General features: G+C 71.7%; 17 protein-coding genes and 1 pseudogene. 9 read left to right on the top strand and 9 right to left on the bottom strand.

The annotated features are described in order from the left end of the window. Positions 1-257: 257 nt before the first annotated feature. Positions 258-1,226, bottom strand: a complete 969-nt coding sequence (locus ACIOMQ_RS35745; RefSeq protein WP_362200726.1) for a diacylglycerol kinase family protein — start codon at positions 1,224-1,226, stop codon at positions 258-260. 207 nt (positions 1,227-1,433) lie between these two features. Here ACIOMQ_RS35745 and ACIOMQ_RS35740 point away from each other — a divergent pair, with 207 nt between their 5' ends. Then, the gene (locus ACIOMQ_RS35740) at positions 1,434-1,835 is read left to right on the top strand and encodes a hypothetical protein (protein WP_362200981.1); all 402 of its coding nucleotides are present in this window, start codon (positions 1,434-1,436) and stop codon (positions 1,833-1,835) included. Between the two features lie 122 nt (positions 1,836-1,957). On the opposite strand, the gene ACIOMQ_RS35735 is transcribed toward ACIOMQ_RS35740, so the two are convergent. From ACIOMQ_RS35735 to ACIOMQ_RS35725, 3 genes are all read right to left on the bottom strand, one after another. Further along, positions 1,958-2,911, bottom strand: coding sequence for an RNA polymerase sigma factor SigF (locus ACIOMQ_RS35735; protein WP_401261147.1), 954 nt, complete (start codon positions 2,909-2,911; stop codon positions 1,958-1,960). Then, entirely contained in the window at positions 2,908-3,321 is a 414-nt protein-coding gene (locus tag ACIOMQ_RS35730; RefSeq protein ID WP_073781878.1) for an anti-sigma regulatory factor, read from the bottom strand. Before ACIOMQ_RS35730 ends, ACIOMQ_RS35735 begins: the two co-directional genes overlap by 4 nt. 230 nt (positions 3,322-3,551) lie before the next feature. Next, positions 3,552-3,812, bottom strand: a complete 261-nt coding sequence (locus tag ACIOMQ_RS35725) for a UBP-type zinc finger domain-containing protein (protein WP_362200730.1) — start codon at positions 3,810-3,812, stop codon at positions 3,552-3,554. A gap of 35 nt (positions 3,813-3,847) precedes the next feature. Between ACIOMQ_RS35725 and ACIOMQ_RS35720 the strand changes: the two genes are divergently transcribed. After that, on the top strand, positions 3,848-5,452 hold the full coding sequence (locus tag ACIOMQ_RS35720) for a Na+/H+ antiporter (protein WP_401261144.1): 1,605 nt from the start codon (positions 3,848-3,850) through the stop codon (positions 5,450-5,452). A 147-nt stretch (positions 5,453-5,599) separates the two neighbouring features. Here ACIOMQ_RS35720 and ACIOMQ_RS35715 read toward each other — a convergent pair whose 3' ends face one another. The 4 genes and pseudogenes from ACIOMQ_RS35715 to ACIOMQ_RS35700 form a co-directional block, all read right to left on the bottom strand. Then, complete coding sequence (locus ACIOMQ_RS35715; protein ID WP_362200987.1) at positions 5,600-6,523, bottom strand: pyridoxal-phosphate dependent enzyme; 924 nt, start codon at positions 6,521-6,523, stop codon at positions 5,600-5,602. A 60-nt stretch (positions 6,524-6,583) separates the two neighbouring features. Then, a pseudogene (locus ACIOMQ_RS35710) lies at positions 6,584-6,906 on the bottom strand (N-acetylmuramoyl-L-alanine amidase); the annotation flags it as partial. Positions 6,907-6,908: 2 nt separating this feature from the next. Next, positions 6,909-8,105, bottom strand: a complete 1,197-nt coding sequence (locus ACIOMQ_RS35705; RefSeq protein WP_402191930.1) for a globin domain-containing protein — start codon at positions 8,103-8,105, stop codon at positions 6,909-6,911. Positions 8,106-8,235: 130 nt separating this feature from the next. Beyond that, complete coding sequence (locus ACIOMQ_RS35700; protein ID WP_401753907.1) at positions 8,236-8,685, bottom strand: RrF2 family transcriptional regulator; 450 nt, start codon at positions 8,683-8,685, stop codon at positions 8,236-8,238. A gap of 182 nt (positions 8,686-8,867) precedes the next feature. Between ACIOMQ_RS35700 and ACIOMQ_RS35695 the strand changes: the two genes are divergently transcribed. From ACIOMQ_RS35695 to ACIOMQ_RS35675, 5 genes are all read left to right on the top strand, one after another. Beyond that, positions 8,868-10,274 carry a family 2B encapsulin nanocompartment shell protein gene (locus ACIOMQ_RS35695; protein ID WP_362200742.1) on the top strand — a complete coding sequence of 469 codons (1,407 nt, stop codon included), beginning with the start codon at positions 8,868-8,870 and terminating at the stop codon, positions 10,272-10,274. A gap of 160 nt (positions 10,275-10,434) precedes the next feature. Then, entirely contained in the window at positions 10,435-11,460 is a 1,026-nt protein-coding gene (locus ACIOMQ_RS35690) for a family 2 encapsulin nanocompartment cargo protein polyprenyl transferase (protein WP_362200990.1), read from the top strand. Between the two features lie 235 nt (positions 11,461-11,695). Continuing rightward, positions 11,696-12,364 carry a DUF6304 family protein gene (locus ACIOMQ_RS35685; protein WP_401261137.1) on the top strand — a complete coding sequence of 223 codons (669 nt, stop codon included), beginning with the start codon at positions 11,696-11,698 and terminating at the stop codon, positions 12,362-12,364. Positions 12,365-12,639: 275 nt separating this feature from the next. Then, positions 12,640-13,623, top strand: a complete 984-nt coding sequence (locus ACIOMQ_RS35680) for a DUF1648 domain-containing protein (RefSeq protein WP_402191926.1) — start codon at positions 12,640-12,642, stop codon at positions 13,621-13,623. 2 nt (positions 13,624-13,625) lie between these two features. Continuing rightward, positions 13,626-13,985 (top strand): GntR family transcriptional regulator, encoded by a 360-nt coding sequence (locus tag ACIOMQ_RS35675; RefSeq protein ID WP_362200751.1) that lies wholly within the window; start codon positions 13,626-13,628, stop codon positions 13,983-13,985. A gap of 213 nt (positions 13,986-14,198) precedes the next feature. Here ACIOMQ_RS35675 and snpA read toward each other — a convergent pair whose 3' ends face one another. Next, on the bottom strand, positions 14,199-14,873 hold the full coding sequence (gene snpA / locus ACIOMQ_RS35670; RefSeq protein WP_401261131.1) for a snapalysin: 675 nt from the start codon (positions 14,871-14,873) through the stop codon (positions 14,199-14,201). 247 nt (positions 14,874-15,120) lie between these two features. Here snpA and ACIOMQ_RS35665 point away from each other — a divergent pair, with 247 nt between their 5' ends. After that, positions 15,121-16,074, top strand: coding sequence for a LysR family transcriptional regulator (locus ACIOMQ_RS35665; RefSeq protein WP_362200757.1), 954 nt, complete (start codon positions 15,121-15,123; stop codon positions 16,072-16,074). An 85-nt stretch (positions 16,075-16,159) separates the two neighbouring features. Beyond that, positions 16,160-17,167 (top strand): NAD-dependent epimerase/dehydratase family protein, encoded by a 1,008-nt coding sequence (locus ACIOMQ_RS35660; RefSeq protein WP_402191940.1) that lies wholly within the window; start codon positions 16,160-16,162, stop codon positions 17,165-17,167. Positions 17,168-17,235 lie beyond the last annotated feature (68 nt).

Here is a 17,235-nt window from a genome sequence, read left to right as displayed (position 1 = left end):
TCCCCCCGCAGATGACGGGCCGACGCCCAGATGAACTGGTTGTGGTCCTGTGCAGTGAGGAGGGGTTCTGGCTCTCAGTGGAGGCTGTTGTTGCGCCGTCCCGATCGCCATGTAGAGATTCGCAAACCTCAGCGGCGGATACAACCCCTTCTGGAAAGTTTTTTTTGATTCCTCGGTGTCGACTAGGTCACAGCCGTACTTCTATGGGGTGGAGTCCAGCCCAAACGTTCGAGTTAAAGGACTTTGGTCCCTTCCACTCACACAATCACACGCAGTGCACGGCGTACGCCTGTGAACGTCACACTGGTGCGCACTCCCAGGTGGTCGCCATCCATCTGGAAAGGCAGTGGTGCCTTTGAATGCAAGGTGAAGTCCGTGAGGTCGTGAAGTGAAACTGCGTGCTTGCCGCGAGGCCCCTTCTCCGGGCTCGAAGTGAGCAGCTGGGTGCCGTAACGGGCGACCGCCGGAGTGGACAGCCGCTTCAGCCCGAGCACGTCCAGACCGGTGTCGAAGGTGGCCTTCGGGGACGCGTACATGGGGCGATTCCCCAGGTAGGTCCAGGGGGCCGTGTTGGAGATTATGGACAGCGCGAGGTCGGTGACCGGATCCTGCCCCGGGGTCTCCAGGGTCATCACGCCATGTCTGCGGTGCGGCTCCTCCAGAAACTGCCGGACCACCTGGCGTACATACAGGGCGTGCGTCGAGCGCTTACCGCGTTCGCGCTGCTGTTCGACCCGGCCGACCACGCCCGCGTCGAATCCGAGTCCGGCGCAGAAAGTGAACCAGCGCTCGGGAACCGACTCGTCCTCGGTGCCGGGAGTGCCGGCCGCCAGTCCGAGACCGACCGTACGTTCGGTGCGGTTGGCGAGTGCGTCCAGGATCGCGCCGGTCGCCTCCACCGCGTCGTTGGGCAGGCCCAGGGCGCGCGCGAAGACATTGGTGGAGCCGCCGGGAACCACCGCGAGGCTCGGCAGGCTGTCCAGATCGGGGCCGTTGTGGAGGAGGCCGTTGACCACCTCGTTGACCGTGCCGTCGCCGCCCAGGGCGACCACGAGGTCGATGTCGTCGGCGTCCGCGGCCTGCCGCCCCAGGTCCCGGGCGTGGCCCCGGTACTCCGTGGTCACGGCCTCCAGCTTCATCTCGCTGGCCAGTGCGTGGATCAGCACGTCACGCGTCCGCGCACTGGTGGTGGTAGCAGCTGGATTGACCACGAGAAGTGCGCGCATGACCGCCAGACTACCTACCGCGCGGTATCGCTCTGAAGTCCTGCCCCATAGCCTTTACGCTCGGTGACGGACCGGGCGCGTTTTCACCCCGGCTTCGCTTTCACGGGGCCGGGATGCCAACCTGCAAGGGTGAGTACTCAGCAGAACACGCCGTCGTCGTCGCCTCTGCCGTCGGCCGAACCGGCGAAGCCGAGCAGGATCACCCTCGTGGCCGGACTCACCGCCCTTGAGGGGGCGGCGCTCGTCATCGGCGGGATCTACATGCTGGTCATGGGGCTGCTCGGACGCCCCGAGAGCCCGCAGCAGGCGGAGATGGGCGGCCTCACGCTGATCGCGCTCGGCCTGATCCCGTTGATCGCCGCGCGTGGCCTGCTGCGGCGGCGCAGCTGGAGCCGCGGCCCCGCGCTCATCACGCAGATCATCGCGCTCCCGGTGGCCTGGACGCTGCTGCGGTCCCACGGCGCGCTGATCCCGGCCGGGATCGTCCTCGCCGCGGTGGTCCTGACGGCGCTCTACCAGCTGGTCAGGCCGGCGACGATCGAGGCACTCGGCATCCGCCGCCCCGGCACGGCGACGGGCACCGCAGCCGACACCACGCCGGAGGCCTGAGCCGGGTGCCCGGTGTCCGGGTGAGGCGGTCGTGAACCCGTCCGCTCCGCCCTGCCCGCCCGGGCGGGGCGCGCGGTCCTCGACGCTTCCGCCGTCCCGCGCGCCCGCACCGGCCCTTCGCGCTACTCCTCGACGAGCAGCCGCTCGCGCAGCTGCGCCAGTGTGCGGGCCAGCAGCCGCGAGACGTGCATCTGCGAGATGCCGACCTCCTGCGCGATCTGCGACTGGGTCATGTTGCCGAAGAAGCGCAGCAGCAGAATCCGCTTCTCGCGCGGCGGCAGGTCCTCCAGCAGCGGCTTGAGCGACTCCCGGTACTCGACGCCCTCCAGCGCCTCGTCCTCGGAGCCCAGCGTGTCCGCGACCGCCGGGGACTCGTCGTCCGTGTCCGGCACGTCCAGCGAGAGCGTGCTGTACGCATTGGCCGACTCCAGGCCCTCCAGCACCTCTTCCTCGGAGATGCCCAGCCGCTCGGCGAGCTCGTGCACCGTCGGTGAGCGGCCGTGCTGCTGGGAGAGCTCGGCGGTGGCCGTGGTGAGCGAGAGGCGCAGCTCCTGGAGCCGGCGCGGCACCCGGACCGCCCAGCCCTTGTCGCGGAAGTGGCGCTTGATCTCGCCGACGACCGTCGGGGTCGCGTACGTCGAGAACTCGACGCCGCGGTCCGGGTCGAACCGGTCGACCGATTTGATCAGGCCGATCGTGGCGACCTGGGTCAGATCGTCCAGCGGCTCGCCGCGGTTGCGGAACCGGCGGGCGAGATGCTCCACGAGCGGCAGATGCATCCGCACCAGCTGATTGCGCAGCTCCGCCTTCTCGGCCGATCCGTCGGGAAGGCCGCGCAGTTCGATGAACAGCGCCCGCGCCCCGCTGCGGTCCTGTGGATCGTGGTGCCCGTGCTCGCTCATCTGGCCCGCCCGCTCCGCCTGCGACTGCTCCACCGCGACCGTACGGCCCGCAGGCCCGTCCGCCCCGTCCTCCGGATGGGGCAGGGCCTGCTGCTCCGGGATGCCTGCTGCGCGCACCACCCCTGGTCGCATCGTCTCGTCCCGCACAGGACCGTCCCCGTTCCCGTTGCTCACGCCGGCCCGGGTCCCGCGCCGCGCTGTTTGTACAGGCTGATGCTGACCGTGCGGTCGTCGGCCACCGAGGAGTCCACCTTTCCGGCCAGTGCGGAGAGCACCGTCCAGGCGAAGGTGTCGCGCTCCGGTGCCCGGCCGTCCGTCGTCGGCGCCGACACGGTCACCTCGAGAGAATCCTCGATGAGCCGGAAGACGCAGCTGAGGACGGAGCCCGGCACGGCCTGCTGAAGCAGGATCGCGCAGGCCTCGTCGACCGCGATGCGAAGATCCTCGATCTCGTCGAGGGTGAAGTCCAAGCGCGCTGCGAGACCGGCCGTGGCCGTACGCAGCACCGACAGGTAGGCACCCGCAGCGGGCAGCCGGACCTCTACGAAGTCCTGATTCCCGGGCTCGCCTGCGATCTGGGACACCCTCACCTCCAAGGTGGCACAAACTCTTTCGAGGATCCGGGAAGGGTGCCCCGGAGCCATGCGGTACGTCTTCGGTTCTGGCCCGGTGACGCTATCGCGATCCATGATGCCGTGTCGCCGGGCCCCCACCCATGACTGTCACTCATGGTAAACCCATGAGTACACACGGTGGGTAGGGGTCTGCGGCGGTCAATTACGAACAACCGGCGCCGGTTTGACGTACCCAGACGTCAGACGATCGAACCGTCCTCGAAGCACCAGCGCCAGCTCTCGCCCGGCTCGAAGCTCCGCATCACCGGATGGCCGGTCTCCTTGAAGTGTGCGGTGGAGTGCTGCAGCGGCGAGGAATCGCAGCAGCCGACATGGCCGCAGACCAGACAGAGCCGCAGCTGCACCGGGTGGCTCCCCGCCGCGAGGCAGCCGAGGCAGGTCCCGCTGAGCGGGGCCGGCTCGGGGCGCGGCAGTTCGGACACGTGCGGACATTCACTCATGATTGTCAGGTTACGACGGATGCGAGGACCGTGAAATGGACGCATTGCCGCTGGTGGCACTGGTCGCTGCCAGTGCGGCCGTGGCGGGGGCCGCGCGCCGCACCCCCGTACCGGCCCCCCTGCTGCTGGTCGCGGCGGGGCTGGTCGCCTCGTATCTGCCGGGGGTGCCGACGTACAGCCTGGACGCGCACGTCGTGCTGCCGCTGCTGCTGCCTCCGTTGCTCTACACGGCGGCCGTGGACAGCTCGTACCTCGATCTGCGGGCCAATCTCCGGCCCATCGCGCTGCTCTCCGTCGGTTACGTCCTGTTCGCGACCGTCGCGGTCGGCTGGCTGGCTTACCGCCTCGTGCCCGACCTGCCCCTCACCGCCGCGCTGGTGCTCGGCGCGGTCGTCGCCCCGCCGGACGCGGTCACGGCCGCCGCGATCGCCCGCCGGGTCGGGCTGCCCGGCCGCGTCACGACGATCCTGCAAGGTGAGTCCCTGGTGAACGACGCCACCGCCATCACCGCCTACAAGGTGGCGCTCGCCGCCGCCGTCGGCGAGGGCATGAGCTGGGGCGCCGGGATCGGTGAGTTCCTCCTCGCCGCGGTGGGCGGCGTCGTGGTCGGCCTGGCGCTGATGGTGCCGCTGCACTGGCTCCGTACGCACCTCAAGGAGGCCCTGCTCCAGAACACGCTGTCGCTGCTGATCCCCTTCGTGGCGTACGCGGCGGCCGAACGCGTGCACGCCTCCGGGGTGCTCGCCGTGGTCGTCGTCGCGCTCTATCTGGGGCACCGGTCCTGGCAGGTGGACTTCGCGACCCGGCTCCAGGAGGCGGCCGTGTGGAAGATGGTCGCGTTCATCCTGGAGTCTGCGGTCTTCGCGCTGATCGGGCTCCAGCTGCCCTTCGTACTCAAGGGGCTCGGCACATACGCGGTGGCGGACGCTCTCTGGTACGCGGTCGCCGTGTTCCTCGCCGTCGTCGTGGTCCGCTTCATCTGGGTCTATCCGGCGACGTATCTGCCCCGCTGGCTGTCGCGGCGGATCAGGGAGCGCGAGACGGAGACGACCTGGATGGGGCCGCTGATCGTCGGCTGGGCCGGCATGCGCGGGGTCGTCTCGCTCGCCATCGCCTTCTCCATCCCGTTGGCCACGACCGCCGGGGCGGCCTTCCCGGCCCGCAACCTGGTTCTGTTCCTGACCTTCACCACCGTCATCGGCACCCTCGTCGTGCAGGGGCTCAGCCTGCCGCTGCTGGTGCGCGTCCTGAGGCTTCCCGGCCGCGACACGACGGCGGAGACGCTGGCCGAGGCGCAGGCGCAGAGCGAGGCGTCCACGGCCGCCGAGGCGCGCCTGGAGGAGCTGCTCGACGACCCGCGCAACTCTCTGCCGGGACCGCTCACCGACCGGCTGCGCACCGTCCTGGAGCGCCGCCGCAACGCCGTGTGGGAGCGGCTGGGCGCGGCCAATCCGGTGACCGGGGAGTCGGCGGACGACACGTACCGGCGCCTGGCCGGGGAGATGATCGATGCCGAGCGCGAGGTCTTCGTACGGCTGCGGGACGAGCGGCGGATCGACGACGAGATGCTCCGCACGCTGCTCAGACGGCTCGACCTGGAGGAGGCGGCGGCCTACCGGGAGGAGTCCGACGCGCCCTGACCGGGCGGGCCGGAATCGGAAGGGAGCCGGGGCGTTGTGCGGCGGCTGATGCCGCAGCTCTCCCGCCTGCCGGTGCCTGGGACGCGGAAGCGGGTCGGCACGACCGGCCCGGTGAGGCGGGCACGCGCGGCGAGCCGGCCCTCCCGCCTACGGCACGGCGCGGGCCGGTACGCGCGGCGCGGGCCGGCCCGTGATCACGGCCGCGACCGTGGTTCCCGCCGGGAACGCGCCCTCCTCTGCCAGCGCGGTGAGCGCGTACAGCAGCTTGGCGACGTAGAGCCGCTCGACGGGCAGCCCGTGCCGCTGCTCGAAGTCGTCCGCGAAGGCGTGCAACCGCGGGGGCGTACGGGCGTAGCCGCCGAAGTGGAAGCGCTCGTCCAGGGACCACGATCCGGCAGGACCGCCGAACGCCTCCTGCTGCAGTTCCCCTACCGCGGCGCCGAGGAAGCCGCCGCGCAGCACCGGGATACCGAGGGCGCGCTGCCCCGGTGCGAGGCCGGCGGCGAGCCCGGCGAGTGTGCCACCGGTACCGCAGGCGACCGCGACCACGTCGGCCCGCCCGCGCAACTCGTGGCCCAGCTCCGTACAGCCCTGTGCGGCCAGGGCGTTGCTGCCGCCCTCCGGGATGACGCAGCACTCCCCGAAGGCGCTCAGCAACCCCGCCAGGACCTCGGGATCGGCCTTCGCGCGGTACGTCGCACGGTCCACGAAGTGCAGGGTCATGCCATCGGCGGCGCACTGCGTGAGCGAGGGGTTGAGCGGGCGGCCGGCCAGTTCGTCACCGCGTACGACCCCGACCGTGCGGAACCCGAGCAGCCGCCCGGCGGCGGCCGTGGCCCGCAGATGGTTGGAGTAGGCGCCGCCGAAGGTCAGCACGGTGCGCCCGGCGGCGGCCCGCAGGTTGGGGGCGAGCTTGCGCCATTTGTTGCCCGGGAGGTCGGGGTGGATCAGATCGTCGCGCTTGAGCAGCAGCCGTACGCCGTGGCGTGCGAAGCGGTCGTCCTCGGCCGGTCGCAGGGGTGAGGGGAGCACCGGCCGCAGGAGGGAGAGGTCGAGTGCTTCGGAAGGCATGCCGCCATTGTCGTCGTGCCGTACCCGGCCGTGCCGGGGAGGGGTGGATGCGGGTCGTTTCGGGCAGGGGTCCTGGCCGTCCCCGAGGTTCTCGCACCCGAAGCCGTGGCAGTGCCTGTTCTCCTCGGTGTCGGCCTCGTTGCCGGACGGGAGGCGCTTCTCGGCGACGGCGGCTTCTCGGCGACGACGGCGCGCAGTACGCCGTCGTCGCCGAGTCCGGCGTGGTCGGCCCTGCCGTGGCCGACCGGGTGGACCGTGCCGTCCATGGCGATCAGCCCGTGGCACAGCGGGCCGGGCACCCTCGGGTGGCCGTCGCGGCAGATGCGGACGGTGGACGCGGTGCCCTCGGTGGCCGTGTGGTGGATCACCACGCCGTTGACCGGTCTCAGTCCTGCGCGAGCCACAGGTCGGGGCCGAACACCTCGTAGTGGATGTCGGCCGCGGGGACGCCCTTGGCCAGCAGCTGGGTACGTACCGCACGCATGAAGGGCAGCGGGCCGCAGAGGTAGGCGTGGGTGCCGGGGGCGACCGCGAGGGCGCTCAGGTCGACCTGTCCGGTGCGGTCGGCGGGGTGGCCGGGCTCCGGGTCCTCGTACCAGAAGTGGGCGGTGGCGTCGGCGAGTTTGCCGGTGAGCAGGGTGTGGTCGGTGCGCATCGCGTGGGTGGCGGGGGAGCGGTCGCCGTGCACGACGGTGACCGGGGCGCGGTGTCCCGTCGCCACGAGGTGCTCCAGCATCGAGAGCATCGGGGTGCAGCCGATGCCCGCGGAGGCGAGCAGGAGCGGGGCGTCGGCGGAGTCGAGCACGAGGTCGCCGTACGGGGCGGAGACCCGCAGCCGGTCGCCGGCCCCGACCTCGGTGTGCAGACGGCGGGAGACCTCGCCGTCGGGCGAGCCGCCGCCGTGCACCCGCTTGACGGTGATCGAGCGCAGCGGCGAGCCGGGGGCGCCGGAGAGGCTGTACTGGCGTATCTGACGGGCGCCGTCGGGGAGTTCCACCTGCACGGAGACGTACTGGCCGGGGCGGAAGGCGGGGGCGGGCGCGTCGTCTGCCGGGCGGAGCTGGAAGGTGGCGACATCGGCCGTCTCCTCGATCCGGGCGGCCACCTCCCACTCGCGCCACACGTCGCCCGCGACGACGCCCTGCTGTGCGTACAGCCGCTCCTCGATCGAGATCAGGGCGCCGGCCATCAGCCAGTAGACCTCGTCCCAGGCGGCGGCGACCTCCGGGGTGACCGCGTCGCCGAGCACTTCGGCGATGGCGGCGAACAGATGGGTGTGCACGATGTCGTACTGCGCGGCGGTGACGCCGAGGGAGGCGTGCTTGTGGGCGATCCGGCCGAGCATCAGGTCGGGGCGGGTGTCCGGGTGCTCGACCAGCTGGGTCGCGAAGGCGGCGATGGAGCCCGCGAGGGCCTGGCGCTGGGCGCCGGATGCCTGGTTGCCGCGGTTGAAGAGGTCGCGCAGCAGCTCGGGGTGGGCGTCGAAGAGCTTGCGGTAGAAGAGATCGGCGATGTCTCCGATGGCCGCTCCCACGGCGGGGAGGGTGGCACGGACGGTGGCGGTCGACGACTCGGAGAGCATCGGTGACTCCTGACTCTTGAATTGGAATCTGAGATTCATATTTTTGGGCGGCGTGAAACCGGGTGAGGGCACCCGTGGTGCGGTGCGAACGGTGGTGCGGGTGTGGAGGGGGGGCGGGGGCGGTCCGGCCTCAGTCGAGGGCCGGGCGGCCGCTGCTGATGCCGATCAGCAGCGGTCCGGTGGGGGAGGTGACGAGTTCGGCGACCGTGATCGGGTCGAGCGTCGCGTAGAAGGACTCCTCCGCCCGGCGCAGGGCGCCGCGCAACCGGCAGGCCGAGCGAAGGGGGCAGGGGGTGGCGCCCTCGCACTCGACGACGTCGCCGGACCCCTCCAGCTCCCGGACGAGTCCGCCGATCGAGGCGGACCGGCCCGCTCCGGTGAGGCTGAGCCCGCCGCCGCGGCCCCGGCGTGCCTCGATGAGGCCGAGGTGCTGGAGCTTGGCGACCACCTTCGCGGTGTGGGTGTACGGCACCTGCATGGTCGCCGCCACCTCCCGGGTGGTCGGCGGGTCCTCGTTCTCCACGACGGCGAGGCGCATCAGTACGCGCAGCGCCACGTCGGTGAATCTCGTCAGCCGCATGGTGGTCACGTTAGATAAGTTGCATCAAAGATGCAACTTAATGGCACCCGTGGACATTGCCGAGCGTTGTGCCCAGCCCAAAGCCCGATTAATCACACTCATTTGTGTAATGGTGCGCCGACTCTCCGTGCTGAAAGGCTTCTTCGCACAGGTCAACCAATGAATGATCGAGAGGGCGTCAGATGTCCGTTGGTGAAGAGGTTCAGAACGCACCGGTGCCGCCGCAGCAGAGTCTGGGCACGGCAGCGGCGCGGAACCTCGCGACGACCACCAAGTCCGCTCCGCAGATGCAGGAAATCACCTCACGGTGGCTGCTGAAGATGCTGCCATGGGTGCAGGTGCAGGGCGGCACGTACCGGGTGAACCGCAGGCTGAGCTACTCGGTGGGGGACGGCCGGGTGACCTTCGTGCAGACCGGCGACCGTGTCTCGGTCATCCCCGCCGAGCTCGGAGAGCTCCCCGCCCTGCGGGAGTTCGGCGACGAGGAGGTGCTCGGTGAGCTGGCCCGGCGGTGCGAGCAGCGCGACATCGCGGCCGGCCAGTTGCTGGCCTCCACCGGGGACGCGGCGGACCGCGTCTTCCTGCTGGCGCACGGCAAGGTCGAGAAGGTCGGCACCGGCCCCTACGGGGACGAGACGGTGCTCGGGGTCCACGCCGACGGGGCCTACTTCGGCGACCACGCCCTGATCGACGGCGACGCGGTCTGGGAGTACACGGCCCGCGCCGTCACGGCCTGCACGGTGCTGACGCTGAGCCGGGCCGATGTGCTGAACCTCGCCGAGCGTGCGGATTCGCTCCGCCTCCACCTCGCCGGGCTGCTCAACGTCCCGCAGCAGCGCACCAACAAGTACGGCGAGGCGGAGATCGACCTCTCCGCCGGTCATGTCGGCGAAGCCGTCGTTCCGCACACGTACGTCGACTACGAGGCGGCGCCGCGCGAGTACGAACTGAGCGTCGCCCAGACCGTGCTGAAGGTCCACAGCAGGGTCGCCGACCTCTACAACCAGCCGATGAACCAGACCGAGCAGCAGTTGCGGCTCACGGTCGAGGCGCTGCGCGAGCGCCAGGAGCACGAGCTGATCAACAACCGGGAGTTCGGCCTGCTCAACAACTGCGACTACGGGCAGCGCCTCCAGCCGCACGACGGTGTGCCCAGCCCCGACGACATGGACGAACTGCTCTCCCGCCGCCGGGGCTCCAAGCTCTTCCTCGCCCACCCGCGGGCCATCGCCGCGTTCGGTCGCGAATGCAACAAGCGCGGTCTGGTGCCGGAGAGCGTGGACGTCGGCGGGCACCACGTGCCGGCCTGGCGGGGCGTACCGATCTTCCCGTCCAACAAGATCCCCGTCACCGACGCCCGGACCACGTCGATCATCTGCATGAGGACGGGCGAGGCCGAGCAGGGCGTCGTCGGACTCCAGCAGACCGGCATCCCCGACGAGATCGAGCCCAGTCTGTCGGTGCGTTTCATGGGCATCGACGAACAGGCGATCATCTCCTACCTGGTGACGGCCTACTACTCCGCGGCCATCCTCGTACCGGACGCCCTGGGCGTACTGGAAAACGTCGAGGTCAGCCGCTGGCGGTAGCCGCTCGGGGGCCCGGACGGCAGGGTCCGGGCCCCCGCCAACCCCCGCCACCGGGCAGCCGTGTCCGGGGCGGCCCCGGGAGGACGTCCCAGTGAAGACTCAGCACGCACTCCAACCACCCACACCCCGCGCGCCCGGGAGCGACGACCCGGCCGCGCTCATGCCCCCGGCTCAAGAGGCCCCGGCCCTCCTGGAGCAGACCCGGACCCTCGTCGACCCCGAACTGCGCGCCGCCGTCGACTCCTTGCCCGGATCGATCCGCCGCGTCGCGATGTACCACTTCGGCTGGCAGCAGGCCGACGGCACACCAGTGTCCGGACAGGCGGGCAAGGCGATCAGGCCCGCCCTCGTTCTCGCCGCCGCCCGAGCCCTGGGCGGCGACCCGCAACGGGCGGTACGGGCGGCCGTCGCCGTGGAGCTGGTCCACAACTTCACCCTGCTGCACGACGACGTCATCGACGAGGACCGGACCCGTCGGCACCGGCCCACGGCCTGGGCGGTCTTCGGCATCCCCGACGCGGTCATCGCCGGCGACGCCATGCTCGCCCTCGCCCAGCGCCTGCTGGCCGAGGACAGCGGCCCGGCCTCGGCCCGCGCTTCGGCACGGCTCTCGACCTGTGTCATCGAGCTCTGCGCGGGCCAGCAGGCCGACTGCGCCTTCGAGGACCGCGATCCGGGCGAGGTCTCGCTGGACGAGTGCCTGACCATGGCCACCGCCAAAACGGGCGCCCTGCTCGGCTGCGCCTGCGCGCTCGGGGCGCTGTACGCCGGTGCGGGGGAGCGGGTGGTCGGCGCGATGGACGGATTCGGCCGGGAGGCGGGCCTCGCCTTCCAGCTCATCGACGATCTGATCGGCATCTGGGGGGATCCGGCGCAGACCGGGAAGCCGGTCGGGGCGGATCTCGTCGCCCACAAGAAGTCCCTGCCCGTGGTCGCCGCACTGACCTCCGGCACCCCGGCGGCGTCCGAACTCGCCGCGCTCTACCGGGGACCGATGAACACCCCCGGTGAGGTGAGCCGCGCCACCGACGCCGTCGACCGGGCCGGCGGCCGGGACTGGGCGCAGATCGGCGCGGCGGACCGGATGTCACGCGCCGTCCACCACCTGTCGCGGGCGATCCCCGACCTGGCCGCGGCGGGCGACCTCCTGACCCTTGCGGAGTTCGTCACGCGCCGTACGCACTGAGCCCAGAGGGGGACCGCGGTAGGGGCAGCGGCACCGGAGGGGCGCGGACAGGGGAACCGGGTGCTGGGTGCCGGGAACCGGGAGCGCCGAGGACGGTGAAGGGGCGGAGGGAGACGAACGGAGAAAGCGCGACGGAGCGGGGAGGACAGCGCAAGGTGCCGAGGTCACAGGGCCCATGAGGCGAAAAGGAGGGCGACAGAGCGGCTGTCATGGGCACGGGCTACAGTCCCTGCCCATGACAGATGAGTCATGGGCAGGGTGGTACCGGGACCGACAGGGTTCCGACGCCGTCATCCTCACCACCGACGGACAGCAACTCCGCCTCCGGATCAGGGGCACCGACTTCGAGGGCGAAAGCTTCGACGGCCTCGCCCCGGTGGCCGGCACACCACCGGCCGACGGCCTGTTCGCCCTGGTGGACGGCGTGTTGGGCGACTGCGTCCTGGAGTGGGACCTGCCGCTCCCGGTCGTCTGGGACGGAGCCGTTCATCAGGCCACGCTCAGCTGCCTGTTGTCGCTGCGCCGCCCCGATCCGTATCTTTATCTGGAGCTGCAGTTCGGCGGGGCCGCGTACGGATCCCACCGCGCCGAGACCGACTTCGCGTCCGCGCTCGCCACGATCCAGCGCGTCCTGCCGCCCGGAGTGCGTCTCCAGACCTGCATCGCCTGTGCCTTCTCGGACTACTTCCCGGCTCCCCGCCGTGGCCTCTCCGGCGGCCTGGCCTGCTTCCGGGGGGCCAAGGACGCCTACCGCGGGGCGGCCGGCGAGGGCGACCTCCTGGACCTGTGGGACCGGCGTACCGGATTCGTCCAGGAGGTCTGGAGCTGCCGCGAGTACGAACCCCGCCCGGACCGGGGCGCCGGTACGGGACATCGAGGTGCGTTCCCGCTGGAACTGGCCTGAACCTCCCTGCCCGACCGTTCCGTTGTCGGTCAGCCCGTCAGCCCGTCAGCCCGTCAGCCCGTCAGCCCGTCAGCCCGTCAGCCCGTCAGCCCGTCAGCCGTAAGGCGGTCTGTCGGCCGGCCACGTTCGTCGTCGGTGCCGCGCCGCGACGACGTGCGGCCGCTGCCCCGGCCGGGAATCGGCATGCCGCCGAAGCCCGGCCGGGGCAGCGGCGTGCCGTCAGGGCTTTGCCACGTCTTCATTGTTCTACTAACATGCGAACAATGGAGGTTTTCATGAAGCGTAAGAACCTGGGCAGGGCCACCCTTGTCGCCCTGCCGTTCCTGCTCGCGCTCGTCATGGATCTGGCCCTGCTGGCGGCCTTCCGCGACCGGCTTCCGGACCGGCTGGCCAGCCATTTCGGGGCCGACGGCCGGGCGAACGGGCACACGGGCCCGAGGGGGCACGCCGTGGCCGACGTCCTGTTGTTCGTCGTGACCGGTGTGCTGTGGACCCTCATGGTGGTGCGGGGGAAGTTCTACGGGCGGGCCTACCGCCGGCTGGTGGCCGGTGGTTACGCCTTCGCCGGGTTCCTCGGCTGGGTGATGGCCGCCGTACTGCTCGCCAACGTGGACGCCGGCGAGAATGCGCGGGGGGACGCCCAGGACGTGTCGATGCCCGTGTGGCAGCTCGCCGTCGCCCTGGGGGTCGCCGCACTCGCCGGAGGGCTCGGGCTGGTGCTGGCCGCGCTCGCCCCCGTACCGGAGGAGCCGGCCGCGCCCCTGAGTGCCGGAGACGGTGCGCGGATCACGCTCGCCGACGGGGAGGTCGCCGGATGGGCGCGCAGTGCCGGGAGTTGGTGGCTGCCGCTGATCGCGCTCTCGTGCATGGCCGGAGGGGTGGTGCTGCTGTTCGTCGCGGGCTGGGCGGCCGCGATTCCGCTGCTGCTCCTCGGCGTGCTGATGGCCGGCTTCGCGCGGCCGTACGTGGTGGTGGACCGGCGCGGCATCACCATCTCGGGCATGCTGCCCTGGCCGCGCCTCAGGGTGCCGCTGGACCGGATCGAGACGGCGACCAGCCGGGACATCAACCCGATCGCGGAGTACGGGGGCTGGGGCTACCGCATCCGCCCGGGACGGAGCGGTGTCATGATCCGTCCCGGCGAGGGAATCGTGGCGACACTGGTCGGCGGCCGGGACTTCGCGGTGACGGTCGACGACTCGGCGACCGGGGCCGCACTCCTCAACACCCTGATCGACCGGCGACGGGCGGGGCACTGACCATGCTCTTCCGGGTCGATCCCACCTCCACCGTGCCGCTCGGCGATCAGATCGCGGCGTCCGTACGCCGCGCCGTCGCCGAAGGGACGGTGGCGCCGGGCGAGCGGCTGCCCGCCGCCCGGGTGCTCGCCGAGTCCCTGGGGGTCAACGTCCACACGGTGCTGCGCGGATACCAGCAGCTCCGCGAGGAGGGACTGATCGAACTCCGCCGGGGGCGCGGCGCGGCCGTCACCGGCGGCGCGTCCCCGCACCGGGCCCGACTGCTGGAACGCGTACGCGAAGTGGTCGCCGACGCACGCGAGTTGGGGATGACGGAGGAGGAGCTGCTGGCCCTCGTCCGGACCGCGCTGGGCAGCTCGTAGGCCGGCGCGGGCCGTCCCGGCCCCGGCGCGGCGCCTCGTCCGGCCGCCGGATCCGGCGGCCTCCCGGCCCGGGCGCGCGTTCACCTGCCGGCCTCCCGGCCCCGGCGCGGCGCCCGGGGCCGGGATCGCCGACGCCCTCGCCGGCCGGGGACGCCGAGGGGGCCACCCCGTCCTACGAGGTGGCCCCGTTGCCGCTGAGCAGGGAGGCCGCGGTCAGGAGGCGCTGCGTGCGAGCGCGGCCGCGAAGCCGTTCTGCCACAGGTAGTTCACCTGGCTGCGCTCGCTCGCGTTGGGATACCGGTTGGTGCACGACGGGCCGGGGCCGCCCCCGGACATCAGCTCGCTGCACGGACCGGAGTAGTGGTCCGGAAGGCCGAGCACGTGACCCGTCTCGTGAGCGGTGACGCGGGTCGAGTCGTACTGCTGGTTCTGCGCGTAGTCGAGGAAGATGTACCCGTTGCCGTGCCCGTCGGTGCTGGCGTACGACCCGCTCGGGTCGTTGCCCTCGTAGTAGGTGAAGTCGGCGTTCGAGCCTTCCTGCAGCCGGACGTTGGAGACCGAGCCGTTCCAGATCTGCGCGCTGTTGGCTATCTGGGTGCGGAAGCTCGGTGCGTTGGCGGTGCTGTAGACGATGGTGACCGACTGGGCGCCGGGGTTCGCCGCCCGCTTTTCGGCGACGGACTTGGCGACCGCCTCGAAGAACGCCTTGTTGGCGGCGGCGCTCTCGTGCGAACCGGAGTGGGACGTGTAGCCCGCCTGGGCGGCCACGGGTGCGGGTGCTGCGGCGGGTGCGGGCGAGGAGGCGATGGCGGGTGCGGTGCCCAGCGCGGCCGCGAGTCCGAAGCCGAGGCCGATCACGGCCGACATGACGGTCCTGGGGTGTCTCATGGGGGGTTCTCCTACCGATTGCCTGTCCGATGAACCCGTCCGGTCATCGGACTCGGACGGGGTGCGGTACGGAGAGAGTGTCGGGGAGTGGAAGCCGCGGCGGATGATGTCAACCGGCGATAGCACCGCCCTATCGCCGCCCCCGGTACGGTGCTCGGCGTCTGCACCAACTCCCGGTGAATTAACGGACTTTGATGGGATTGTGACGTCTGGTGCGACGGCCTTGCGCCGTCCTACGCTCGACGGCATGGAGCTTGAGGTGAGGCACCTCAGGGCGCTGTGCGCCATCGCCGACACAGGCAGCCTGCACCGAGCCGCCCGCAGGCTGGGCGTGAGCCAGCCCTCCCTGACCACCCAGCTGCGGCGGATCGAGAACGCCCTGGGTGCCGAATTGTTCTGCCGCGAACGGACCGGCTGCCGACCGACGTTGCTCGGCCGCGCCGTCCTCGGCCGGGCCCGCCCCCTGGTCGACGGCATGGCCGCCCTGGTCAGCGACGCGAAGGCGGAGGCCGACGCGGTCCGCGCCTCCGGCCCCCGGCTGCGCATCGGTTCCACCGCCAGCCGGGTCATCGGCGGCTGGCTGCGCAGGCTGCGGCTCCGGCTGCCGGACACGGACATCTCGCTGCGGGTCGACGTGTCGGCCCGCGCGCTGCTGCGTACGGTCGAGGCGGGCGGGCTCGACGTCGCCTTCGTGCACGAGGTCGAGGGCTGTCCGCTGGCCGTCCCGGAGGGCCTGGCGCAGCGCGTACTCCTGGACCGTGAACCGCAGTTCATCTCCATGGCCCGGGACCATCCGGCCGCCGCCCGGCCGGTGGTCGACCTCGAGGACCTGGCCGCCGACCGGTGGATGGTCGACCCCACGGTGGACGGCGAATGGGACGGGCTGCGCCGGGTGTTCGGCGAGGCCGGGCTCGCACCGACCGTCCTGCACGGCGACTACCTCACCGCCGCGTCCCTCGTCGTGCTCGGCGAGGCGGTCGCCCCCTGCCAGCCCACTTCCGGGCCGCGCGACGACATGGCGATCCGGCCGCTGCGCGACGACCCCCTCGCCGTACGGCTGCTGCTGGTGTCCCGGCCGGGCGCCGACATGGCGACGGTGTACGGGGAACTGGAGGCCGCCTACCGGGAGGCGGCCCAGCGGGCGTCCGGGTACCACCAGTGGCTGCTGCGCAACCGCAGCCCGCTCGCCCGTACACCGTGAAGGGGCGGTACCCGATTGCGCCGAGAGCGAGGAGCGGTGTCCGCCCGGCCGTCCGGCGGGCAGAGTCGGTGTCATGAGACTTCTGATGCTGGGCGGTACGGAATTCGTCGGTCGCGCGGTCACCGAGGCGGCGCTCGCGCGCGGCTGGGAGGTCACCGTGTTCCACCGGGGCCGTCACGCACCCCCTCCGGGCGTGACGGAACTCCTCGGCGACCGCACCACCGGCGACGGCCTCGCCACGCTGGCCGCGGCCGCCGGAGGCCGCGCGGGGGCGCGGACCTGGGACCTGGTCGTCGACACCTGGAGCGGCGCCCCCTCGGCCGTACGGGACGCCGCCCGTCTGCTGGCCGACCGGGCCGGGCGGTACGTGTACGTCTCCAGCCGGTCCGTCTACGACCAGCCGGCTCCGGCCGGTCTGCCCGAGGACGGTCCGCTGGTGGCGGGTGCCTCGCCCGACGCCGGTGGCGACGTCCCGTACCCCCTCGCCAAGCGCGGCGGCGAACTGGCCGCACTCGACGCCTTCGGCGACCGGGCCCTGCTGGCCCGTGCGGGACTGATCCTGGGCCCCTGGGAGAACATCGGCAGGCTGCCCTGGTGGCTGCTGCGGATCGCCCGCGGCGGCCCGGTACTGGCGCCGGGCACACCGGACCTGATGCTCCAGTACATCGACGCCCGCGACCTCGCGAACTGGCTCCTGGACGCGGGCCGCGAAGGTCTGCACGGGCCGTACAACCTGGTCAGCCACCCCGGCCACGCCACCATGGGGCAGTTGCTGGAAGCCTGCGTACGTGCCACCGGCTCCGGTGCGGAGCTCCGCTGGATCCCCGCGGAGACCATCCTCGCGGCGGGTGTGGAGCCCTGGAGCGATCTACCGGTCTGGCTGCCGCCGGGTGAGCTGCACGACACCCTGTACCGGGGCGATGTCCGCAAGGCGCACGCGGCCGGTCTGCGCTGCCGGCCGGTCGAGGAGACGGTCGCCGACACCTGGAAGTGGCTGGAAGGACTGGACGGCGCGGCCCCGCAGCGGCCGGACCGGCCCGCGGTCGGTCTGGACCCGCGAGTGGAGGCCGCACTGCTGGCGCATCCGGCCTGACGCGCGCTCGCGCGCACCCGCGCTCACGGACCCGCGCGCAGGACGTGCCCCGACGCGGGATCGGGCAC

This window comes from Streptomyces sp. NPDC087845, from assembly GCF_044742755.1.
In the GTDB taxonomy this organism is placed as follows: domain Bacteria; phylum Actinomycetota; class Actinomycetes; order Streptomycetales; family Streptomycetaceae; genus Streptomyces.
Note: the sequence above shows the minus strand (reverse complement) of the source record. Positions and strands in the feature narration are given on the sequence as shown.

What these genes read in the sequence shown, in the direction of transcription:
- ACIOMQ_RS35745 (WP_362200726.1), bottom strand. Translation starts at nt 1,226, where the DNA reads ATGCGCGCACTTCTCGTGGTCAATCCAGCTGCTACCACCACCAGTGCG.
- ACIOMQ_RS35725 (WP_362200730.1), bottom strand. Translation starts at nt 3,812, where the DNA reads ATGAGTGAATGTCCGCACGTGTCCGAACTGCCGCGCCCCGAGCCGGCC.
- ACIOMQ_RS35720 (WP_401261144.1), top strand. Translation starts at nt 3,848, where the DNA reads ATGGACGCATTGCCGCTGGTGGCACTGGTCGCTGCCAGTGCGGCCGTG.
- ACIOMQ_RS35715 (WP_362200987.1), bottom strand. Translation starts at nt 6,523, where the DNA reads ATGCCTTCCGAAGCACTCGACCTCTCCCTCCTGCGGCCGGTGCTCCCC.
- ACIOMQ_RS35705 (WP_402191930.1), bottom strand. Translation starts at nt 8,105, where the DNA reads ATGCTCTCCGAGTCGTCGACCGCCACCGTCCGTGCCACCCTCCCCGCC.
- ACIOMQ_RS35700 (WP_401753907.1), bottom strand. Translation starts at nt 8,685, where the DNA reads ATGCGGCTGACGAGATTCACCGACGTGGCGCTGCGCGTACTGATGCGC.
- ACIOMQ_RS35695 (WP_362200742.1), top strand. Translation starts at nt 8,868, where the DNA reads ATGTCCGTTGGTGAAGAGGTTCAGAACGCACCGGTGCCGCCGCAGCAG.
- ACIOMQ_RS35690 (WP_362200990.1), top strand. Translation starts at nt 10,435, where the DNA reads ATGCCCCCGGCTCAAGAGGCCCCGGCCCTCCTGGAGCAGACCCGGACC.
- ACIOMQ_RS35685 (WP_401261137.1), top strand. Translation starts at nt 11,696, where the DNA reads ATGACAGATGAGTCATGGGCAGGGTGGTACCGGGACCGACAGGGTTCC.
- ACIOMQ_RS35680 (WP_402191926.1), top strand. Translation starts at nt 12,640, where the DNA reads ATGAAGCGTAAGAACCTGGGCAGGGCCACCCTTGTCGCCCTGCCGTTC.
- ACIOMQ_RS35675 (WP_362200751.1), top strand. Translation starts at nt 13,626, where the DNA reads ATGCTCTTCCGGGTCGATCCCACCTCCACCGTGCCGCTCGGCGATCAG.
- snpA (WP_401261131.1), bottom strand. Translation starts at nt 14,873, where the DNA reads ATGAGACACCCCAGGACCGTCATGTCGGCCGTGATCGGCCTCGGCTTC.
- ACIOMQ_RS35665 (WP_362200757.1), top strand. Translation starts at nt 15,121, where the DNA reads ATGGAGCTTGAGGTGAGGCACCTCAGGGCGCTGTGCGCCATCGCCGAC.
- ACIOMQ_RS35660 (WP_402191940.1), top strand. Translation starts at nt 16,160, where the DNA reads ATGCTGGGCGGTACGGAATTCGTCGGTCGCGCGGTCACCGAGGCGGCG.